The organism is Cyanobium sp. Cruz-8D1 (genome assembly GCF_024345975.1).
In the GTDB taxonomy this organism is placed as follows: domain Bacteria; phylum Cyanobacteriota; class Cyanobacteriia; order PCC-6307; family Cyanobiaceae; genus Cyanobium.
Map to the genome: position 1 here is coordinate 1 of NZ_JAGQCD010000075.1, position 7,638 is coordinate 7,638.

General features: G+C 67.0%; 8 protein-coding genes. 3 read left to right on the forward strand and 5 right to left on the reverse strand.

Annotated elements, in window-relative coordinates; translation table 11 throughout:
• Together KBZ33_RS20525 and KBZ33_RS20530 are read right to left on the reverse strand one after the other, a co-directional pair.
• A partial coding sequence (locus KBZ33_RS20525; RefSeq protein ID WP_254955324.1) for an acyltransferase occupies positions 1-340 on the reverse strand: 340 nt, incomplete at its 3' end.
• Between the two features lie 51 nt (positions 341-391).
• Positions 392-1,297, reverse strand: coding sequence for an alpha/beta fold hydrolase (locus tag KBZ33_RS20530; RefSeq protein ID WP_254955323.1), 906 nt, complete (start codon positions 1,295-1,297; stop codon positions 392-394).
• Between the two features lie 78 nt (positions 1,298-1,375).
• Here KBZ33_RS20530 and KBZ33_RS20535 point away from each other — a divergent pair, with 78 nt between their 5' ends.
• Positions 1,376-1,699: a hypothetical protein gene (locus KBZ33_RS20535; RefSeq protein ID WP_254955322.1), complete on the forward strand. Its 324-nt coding sequence runs from the start codon at positions 1,376-1,378 to the stop codon at positions 1,697-1,699.
• A gap of 24 nt (positions 1,700-1,723) precedes the next feature.
• Here the strand turns inward: KBZ33_RS20535 and KBZ33_RS20540 are convergent, their stop codons facing one another.
• Entirely contained in the window at positions 1,724-3,085 is a 1,362-nt protein-coding gene (locus KBZ33_RS20540) for a cation:proton antiporter (protein WP_254955321.1), read from the reverse strand.
• A 161-nt stretch (positions 3,086-3,246) separates the two neighbouring features.
• Here KBZ33_RS20540 and KBZ33_RS20545 point away from each other — a divergent pair, with 161 nt between their 5' ends.
• Entirely contained in the window at positions 3,247-5,808 is a 2,562-nt protein-coding gene (locus KBZ33_RS20545) for a glycogen/starch/alpha-glucan phosphorylase (RefSeq protein WP_254955320.1), read from the forward strand.
• A 33-nt stretch (positions 5,809-5,841) separates the two neighbouring features.
• Here the strand turns inward: KBZ33_RS20545 and KBZ33_RS20550 are convergent, their stop codons facing one another.
• Positions 5,842-6,321, reverse strand: a complete 480-nt coding sequence (locus KBZ33_RS20550; protein ID WP_254955319.1) for a hypothetical protein — start codon at positions 6,319-6,321, stop codon at positions 5,842-5,844.
• Between the two features lie 38 nt (positions 6,322-6,359).
• Positions 6,360-6,677 carry a hypothetical protein gene (locus KBZ33_RS20555; RefSeq protein ID WP_254955318.1) on the reverse strand — a complete coding sequence of 106 codons (318 nt, stop codon included), beginning with the start codon at positions 6,675-6,677 and terminating at the stop codon, positions 6,360-6,362.
• Positions 6,678-6,868: 191 nt separating this feature from the next.
• Here KBZ33_RS20555 and KBZ33_RS20560 point away from each other — a divergent pair, with 191 nt between their 5' ends.
• Positions 6,869-7,537: a hypothetical protein gene (locus KBZ33_RS20560; RefSeq protein WP_254955317.1), complete on the forward strand. Its 669-nt coding sequence runs from the start codon at positions 6,869-6,871 to the stop codon at positions 7,535-7,537.
• Positions 7,538-7,638 lie beyond the last annotated feature (101 nt).

The window sequence follows — 7,638 nt, forward strand, 5'->3', positions numbered from 1 at the left end:
CCAGGCTTGTCACCAGCAGGCACGCCAGCAGGTTCGGCAGCAAGCGCCGCACACGCCGCAGGTAGAACGTCCCCAGACGCGGCCACAGCGGCTTGCTGGCCTGGCCCAGCAACGAGCCCATCACCACGTAGCCGGAAATCACAAAAAAAACGTCCACTCCCGTGAACCCCCCCGGCAACCACCCCTTGTTCAGGTGGAACACCAGCACCGCCAGCATCGCCGCGCCACGCAACGCATCGATGTCCGGCCGGTAGGCAAAGCCGGCCGCCTTCCCGGTCACTCCGTCCGCCTGGCGGATAGCCACTGGCGCGGCTTCAGTGCCCGTGACAGCTGCGATCAACCCATCCCCTTGTGTGCTGGGAAATGTACCGACCGGCCGCCGCCTCTGGGTTCAGCGGGCGGTCAGCGCGGCAACCGGGCTTTCCACCAGGCCCTCCAGCCAGTCCAGCAGGGCCCGGTTCACCTGATCGGGCACCTCGTCGTGGGGGCAATGACCGGCCTCAAGCACCACTTCGGTGGTGCGGGCCGGCGCGTGCCGCTGGAAACTGGCCCGGCGGCCGGCGGCGTTGATCCAGGGGTCGCGGATGCCCCAGAGCAGCAGCAACGGCGCCGTGAGCCCTTCGAAGAGTTCATCGAGGGGCTGACCGCGAGGGATGTCGAAGACGGTGCGGAACACCCCGAAGGCCCCCGGATCGCGCGAGGGGCGCAGGATCGCCTCGACCAGCTCGTCGTCGACGTTGGTGCGGTCGATATAAACCTGATTGAGGGTGCGGCGGACCGTGGCGGGGCGGCGCATGTTCTCGAACAGGAGGCGCTGCAGCACAGGGCTGCGCAGCAGGGCCGACCCGATGGTCTGGCGGGCGATGGCCCCCCACCCCTGGGGTGGCTGCTGCTCGTCGCTGAAGGGGCCAGCGGCGTTCAGCAGCGCCACGCCCGCGGCCCGCTCCCCCAGGGCGGCACCGGCGGCCAAGGCGGCGAAGCCACCGAGGGAGTTGCCCACCAGCACCGTGGGCCGGCCGATCCGCTCGTCCACGTAGGCGCAGAGCTGGTCGCGCCAGAGCGCGCCGCCATAGGTGAGGCCGGCGGGTTTGTCGCTACGGCCGAAGCCGAGCAGATCGATGGCATGGACCTCATGGGTCTGGGCCAGCACCGGAATGTTGAAGCGCCAGTGGTCGGTGGAGGCCCCGAAGCCATGCACCAGCAGGACGGCCGGCCCGGTTGGCTGCTCCGGAGCCGACTGCACGGCATGCACCCGATGGCCCAGGAACTGCCAGGGGGTTTCGGGTGACGAAGCCATGGACGCAGCGGCGATGCGGTGGAGGACGATGCTAGGAAGCCCGGCCAGCGTGCGGCCCTGCCCCCTGCGCCTGCGCCCATGTCCGACGCCTTCACCCTCGCCGACCTGAGCCCGCTGCTGCCAGGGGTGGCTTTGTGGGCCCTGGCCCTTTACCTGCCCCTGAGCGTCCCGTTGGGCCGGCTGGAGCAGGCCTTGGCCGAGGGCTCCCTGGACCAAGGGCTGCAGCAACTGGTGCTGGTGGGCGGCAGCCTGCTGCTGGCCCTGGCGGTGGGCCTGGTGGTGGAACTGCTGCTCAGCTGGGCCCTCGGCCCGGGATGGGCCGGAAGCCTGGGTTTGATCGCCGTACTGGGGGGCCTGTCGCTCAGCCTCGCTGCCGGCCGAGACGACGACCGACAGCGCTGAAGCCGACCGAAGCGACGCGGGGGGTCAGGCGGCCTGCTCGGCGGACCCCTTTGCCTCGGCCTCAGAGGGGAGCTCGACGCCGCTCAGCGCCAGCCGCAGCAACAGCGGCGCCAGGAACGTGGTGCCGATCACCATCAGCAGGATGGCCGCCTCCAGGGGCGCCGAGAGGATGCCGGCCTGGCTGCCCAGACCCAGGAAGATCAGACCTACTTCGCCGCGGGGCATCATCCCGAGACCCACCACCAGCCGGTTGGTCTTCTGCAGGCTGAAGTAGCTCCAGCCGGCGGCCACCTTGCCGGCGATGGCGACGGCCAGCAGGAACAGGGCCACCACCAGCCCTTCGCGGTTGTCGGGGTTGAAGGGGTTCATCACCGACAGGTCGAGGGAGCTGCCGATCAGCACGAAGAACACGGTGGCGAACAGGGCCACCAGGGGCTTCACCGACTGCTGGATCGCCTTGGTGTGCTTGGAGGCGCTGAGGATCAGGCCGGCCGCGAAGGCCCCCAGGGCCGCCTCCAGGCCGATCGCTTCCGCGGCGAAGCAGCACAGGCCGAGCACCACAAACCCCGCCACCACCACTTCCCCGGGCGCTTTGAGGCGATCCAGCAGCCAGTCGAAGGCCGGCGCTGCGGTGCGGCTCAGGAACAGGGCCAGGGCCACGAACACCGTCGCCGCCAGCACCAGCTGCAGGATCGGACCGGCGGTGAGCTCCCCGTCAGCAGCCAGGGCCACCACCACCGCCAGGATCACGATGCCGAAGATGTCGTCGAGCACGGCGGCGCCGATCACGGTCTGGCCTTCCCGGGTCTTGAGAAACTTCAGCTCGCCGAACACGCTGGCCGTGATGCCGATGCTGGTGGCGGTCATCGAAGCGCCGGCAAACACCGCCGGAAACAGTGGCACATGGAAGAGGTAATACAAACCGGCCGTGCCCTGGGAAAAGGGCAACAGCACGCCGGTGAGGGCCACGGTGGTGGCCTGCTGGCCGTGGGCCAGCAGCTCGTCGAGTTCGCTTTCCAGGCCCGTGAGAAACAGCAGGGCATAGAGGCCGAGCTTGGCGGTGGCCTCCAGGGACGGGAAGCTCTCGGTGTAGATCTCGGCCACCGTCTCGGGGCTGACCCCGGCGACGTTGCCGATCAGGGAGAGCATCCCCTGGTTGAGCTCGGCGTGAACGGCCGGCACAAGAATCAGATGCAGACCGGTGACGCCGATCAGAACACCCGCCACCAGCTCGCCGAGGATCGTGGGCAGCTTGAGGCGCACCATCAGCTCCGCCAGGGCGCGGGCCGCCAGGAAGATGACCAGATAGCGGCCCACTTCCAGCAGCGTTTCGACTGTCTCGCTCTGGGTGTTGCCGACTTCAAGCAGAAGGCTGGAGGCGACCATGCACGCAATCAGTGCCGATCGGACGCTAGGGGCCTTGACGTTGCTCAGGTGTGCCGTTGCTGATCTCCCAACAGGCCGGGCGAGGGGAATGGCAACCACCGCTACGGTCTGAAGACGCACGGCCAGACCTGTGCCTGAGGGAACACCGCGCGCCGACCGCCATGACCGACCAACAACCCCGCAACCTGAGCCTGCCCACCCCCGGGTGCTTCGCGGACCCCGATCGCAGCGGCCTGACCGCGACGGATGTGTTCGACGGCATGACCGAACACCTCTTCTACACACTCGGCAAGCTCGCCCCCAGCGCCAGCCGCCACGACCTCTACATGGCGCTCAGCTACGCCGTGCGTGACCGGCTGATGACCCGCTACCTGGCGGGCATCGAAGCGATCGCCGCCAATCCCAAGCGGGTGGTGGCCTACCTCTCGGCCGAATTCCTGATCGGCCCCCAGCTCGGCAACAACCTGCTGATGCTCGGCATCCAGAAGGAGGCTGCCGAGGCCCTCAAGCAGTTCGGCATCAACGACATCGAGGAGATCCTCGACGTGGAAGAGGAACCGGGCCTGGGGAATGGCGGACTGGGCCGCCTGGCTGCCTGCTTCCTCGAATCCCTCGCTTCGCTCGAGATCCCCGCCACCGGCTACGGCATCCGCTACGAGTTCGGCATCTTCGACCAGCTCATCCGCGATGGCTGGCAGGTGGAGATCACCGACAAGTGGCTCAAGGCCGGCTGGCCCTGGGAGATCCCCCACCCCGACCAGGCCTGTTTCGTCGGCTTCGGCGGCCACACCGAGAGCTATCGCGACCACCACGGCGCCTACAGGGTGCGCTGGATCCCCGCCGAGCACGCCATCGGTGTCCCCCACGACGTGCCGGTGCTGGGCTACCGGGTGAACACCTGCGACCGGCTGCGCCTCTGGCGGGCCGATGCCACCGAATCCTTCGATTTCTATGCCTTCAACAGCGGCGACTACTACGGCGCCGTTGAGGAGAAGGTGGGTTCGGAGACCCTCTGCAAGGTGCTCTATCCCAACGACGGCACCGCCAAGGGCCGCCAGTTACGCCTCAAGCAGCAGCACTTCTTCGTCAGCTGCTCGCTGCAGGACATGATTCGCAGCCTCGATGCCCGTGGCATTCCCATCCAGGAGTTCCCCGACCACTGGGCTGTCCAGCTCAACGACACCCACCCCTCCATCGCCGTCGCCGAGCTGATGCGGCTGCTCCTCGACGACAAGCACCTGGAATGGGAGGCCGCCTGGGCCATCACCACCGCCTGCCTCTCCTACACCAACCACACCCTCCTGCCCGAGGCCCTCGAGAAGTGGGGCCTCGGTCTCTTCGGCTCCCTGCTGCCCCGACACCTGGAGCTGATCTTCGAGATCAACCGACGCTTCCTGCAGCAGGTGCGCCTCCGCCACCCCGGCAACGAGGGCGTGCTGCGCCGCCTCTCGATCATCGATGAAACCGGGGAGAAGGCGGTGCGCATGGCCCACCTGGCCACCATCGCTTCCCACCACGTCAACGGCGTGGCGGCCCTGCACAGCGATCTGGTGAAGCAGGAGCTGTTCCCCGAGTTCGCCAATCACTGGCCCGACAAGTTCACCAACGTCACCAATGGCGTGACGCCGCGCCGCTGGCTGGCCCTGGCCAATCCCCAGCTCTCCTCCCTGCTGAATAAGACGATCGGCGACGGCTGGGTGCGCAACCTCGATGAGCTGCGCCAGCTGGAGCGCTACGCCGACGACAGCGGCTTCCTGGAGCAGTGGGGGGCCACCAAGCTGTCGGTGAAGCGCCACCTCACCAACTACATCCATCGCCACACGGGCGTGCTGGTGGATCCGGCCTCGATGTTCGACGTGCAGGTGAAGCGCATCCACGAGTACAAGCGCCAGCACCTCAATGCCCTCCAGGTGATCGCCCAGTACCTGCGCATCAAGAACGGCCTGGCCGACGACATGGCTCCCCGCACCGTGATCTTCGGCGGCAAGGCCGCCCCGGGCTATGCCATGGCCAAGCTGATCATCCGCTTCATCAACGGCATCGCCGACGTCGTCAACGCCGACCCCGACATGGACGGCCGACTGCGCGTCATCTTCCTGGCCGACTACAACGTCAAGCTCGGCGAGCGCGTCTACCCCGCCGCTGACCTCTCCGAGCAGATCTCGACCGCCGGACTCGAGGCCTCCGGCACCGGCAACATGAAATTCATGATGAACGGCGCCCTCACCATCGGCACCCTCGACGGTGCCAACGTCGAGATCCGCGAGGAGGCGGGGGACGACAACTTCTTCCTGTTCGGACACACCACCGAAGGCATCGCCGGCCTCAAGGATGGGGGCTACCGACCCTGGGAGCACATCGACGCCAGCCCCGAGCTTCGGGAAGCGCTGAACCTGATCGAGTACGGCCACTTCAGCAATGGCGACACGGAACTGTTCCGGCCGCTGCTGGAGAATCTCACCGGCCACGATCCCTTCTTCGTGCTGGCCGACTTCGCGGCCTACCTGCAGGCCCAGCGGGCGGTCAGCGGGGCCTGGGCCGACCGCCGGCAGTGGAACCGGATGTCACTGTTGAACACCGCCCGCAGCGGCAAATTCTCCTCCGATCGCTCGATCCGGGAGTACAGCGAACGGATCTGGCAGACCGAGGAATTCCCGGTGACCATCACCTGCGAGATCGACGAGGCCCCGGCCAAAGGCCGCAAGCTTCCAGCGGCCCAGTGAGGGGAGCCGGGGCGAGGCGAGGGGGGGGGCGGCTCAGCCGCCCCGATGATCCGGCAGATCGGGCGTCTGGTGCAGCAGACGGTTGAGACGCAGGCGGTCAGCGTTGAGGGGATCGGGGGCCAGCTCACCGGCCACTTCGCGGAAGGTCTGCTCCACGGGCTCGGGCACCCTCACATCGAAGATGCGCTCCATCAGGGCCTCGATGGAGAACAGGTGGGCATTGATGTTCTCCAGATCGGCCATGGCCTGCTGGATCGCATCGGTTTCTGAGGCGGCCTCACCACTGGCCTCCTGCAGGTCGGCCTCGGGGGCCGCAGGGGTGGGCGCGGCATCGCCATCGCCGTGCCGTTTCTGGAGCTCCTCGAGCACCCGGCCGGCCAAGGTGCGGAACGACTGCAGGGCGGCCCAGTTGAGCTCCTGCTGCTGACGGAGGCTGGGATTTTCTCGGATCAGCCGGTCGTGTTCCCGATAGAACCGCTGGCAATCAGGACATTGGCAGGGCTCTTCTGGCACCGCGTCCCTTCTTTCATTCAATGACCATCATGGCACCGTCAGGCCGCCAAGGGGCCCTGATCGGGCCGATCCCCAGCCTCATTGAGAAGCGGCAGGGGAATTTCGATCGAACTCACCACCTGAATCACATCGCGCAGGCGCATGGAATCGGCGAACCAGCCCATGGCCTGCTCCACGTCGCCGCGACGTTCGGCGTCGCTGGCCTGCTCCTCATGGGCGTCAGCGAGCAGGGCCAGCCAGCAGAGGCAACGGGCCTGCACCACCGACAGGTCCAGCTCATCGGGATGGGCGTGGGCGATGGCCTCGCTTTCCTGTTGCACCAGCAACCGCAGGCGCAGGTCATGGAGCTGGGTCATCCGGGAGGTGACGGCTGCCGCCACGCTAACCTTGACAGGAGTGTCCGCCTGCACTCCACCCGTAGCATCCGCTACCGCCATGCCAAGCGAGCCGTAGTTCCTTGGTAGGCAGGGCAAAAAGGTCTCCAGTCCAGGCAGGTGCCACGTGATCGGGTCCATGAGGGCCAGAATGCTTGTGGTGATCGGCACCCATGTCCAGCAACGCTTCATCCTCGTTCGTCTCGAAGGAGATCGATGCGGTCCGCATGATTCAGGGTGTGGCCCTGGCTGCCGTTGCTTCGGTTTGCATCCTTCTGCTCAGCGAACCGCCGGCCTGGCCAATCCAGCCCGAATGGCTCCACGGCCAGGGCAACAGGCTGCTGGGACTGGGTCCCACGTTGCTGATCGCCTGTGTGGCGCTCCGCCTCACCCCTTTGTTGAGGCCAGATACGGTCGGTTCCAGCCGCTGGAGCCACCGCAGCAGGTTGTTGGCCATGGTGTTGGCCCTGGCCTTTGGGGTGTTGATCCCCCTGCTGCTGATCAGTGGCGAGCGCATTCTGCAGCGGCAGAACCAGCAGGATCTGAACACCATCCGTGCGACCCGCGCCACTGCAGTGGCGATCGCAGAGGCCAGCGACCTCAACAGCTTCCGCTCGGCCCTGGCTCGGGTGGTTCAGCCCCAGACCATTCCCGAGGCGTTCGACCAACCCCTCAGCCAGCTCAAGGCCAGCACTCTCGCCGGCCTGGAGCGAAGCCTGCGCGCAACCCGAAGGCAGCTGGAGCAGGCGAGTGCGGCCCGAAGTCAGCGATTCTTGACCGCGGCGCTTGGCCAGGCCGTCTCAGCCGCCTTGCTGTGGGCCGCGTCCCTTTGCGTGGTGTAAATCCCGAGGCCCGAATGCCCTGATCAGAGGGTGAACAGAGTGGAATGACGGGCTGTCATTCCGGAGGTGCAGATGCGCCTCTTGCAGTCACGATGAAACGG

Bases quoted from the DNA above. Each gene is read 5' to 3' on its own strand.
- KBZ33_RS20530 (WP_254955323.1), bottom strand. From the start codon at position 1,297: ATGGCTTCGTCACCCGAAACCCCCTGGCAGTTCCTGGGCCATCGGGTG.
- KBZ33_RS20535 (WP_254955322.1), top strand. From the start codon at position 1,376: ATGTCCGACGCCTTCACCCTCGCCGACCTGAGCCCGCTGCTGCCAGGG.
- KBZ33_RS20540 (WP_254955321.1), bottom strand. From the start codon at position 3,085: ATGGTCGCCTCCAGCCTTCTGCTTGAAGTCGGCAACACCCAGAGCGAG.
- KBZ33_RS20545 (WP_254955320.1), top strand. From the start codon at position 3,247: ATGACCGACCAACAACCCCGCAACCTGAGCCTGCCCACCCCCGGGTGC.
- KBZ33_RS20555 (WP_254955318.1), bottom strand. From the start codon at position 6,677: ATGACCCAGCTCCATGACCTGCGCCTGCGGTTGCTGGTGCAACAGGAA.
- KBZ33_RS20560 (WP_254955317.1), top strand. From the start codon at position 6,869: ATGTCCAGCAACGCTTCATCCTCGTTCGTCTCGAAGGAGATCGATGCG.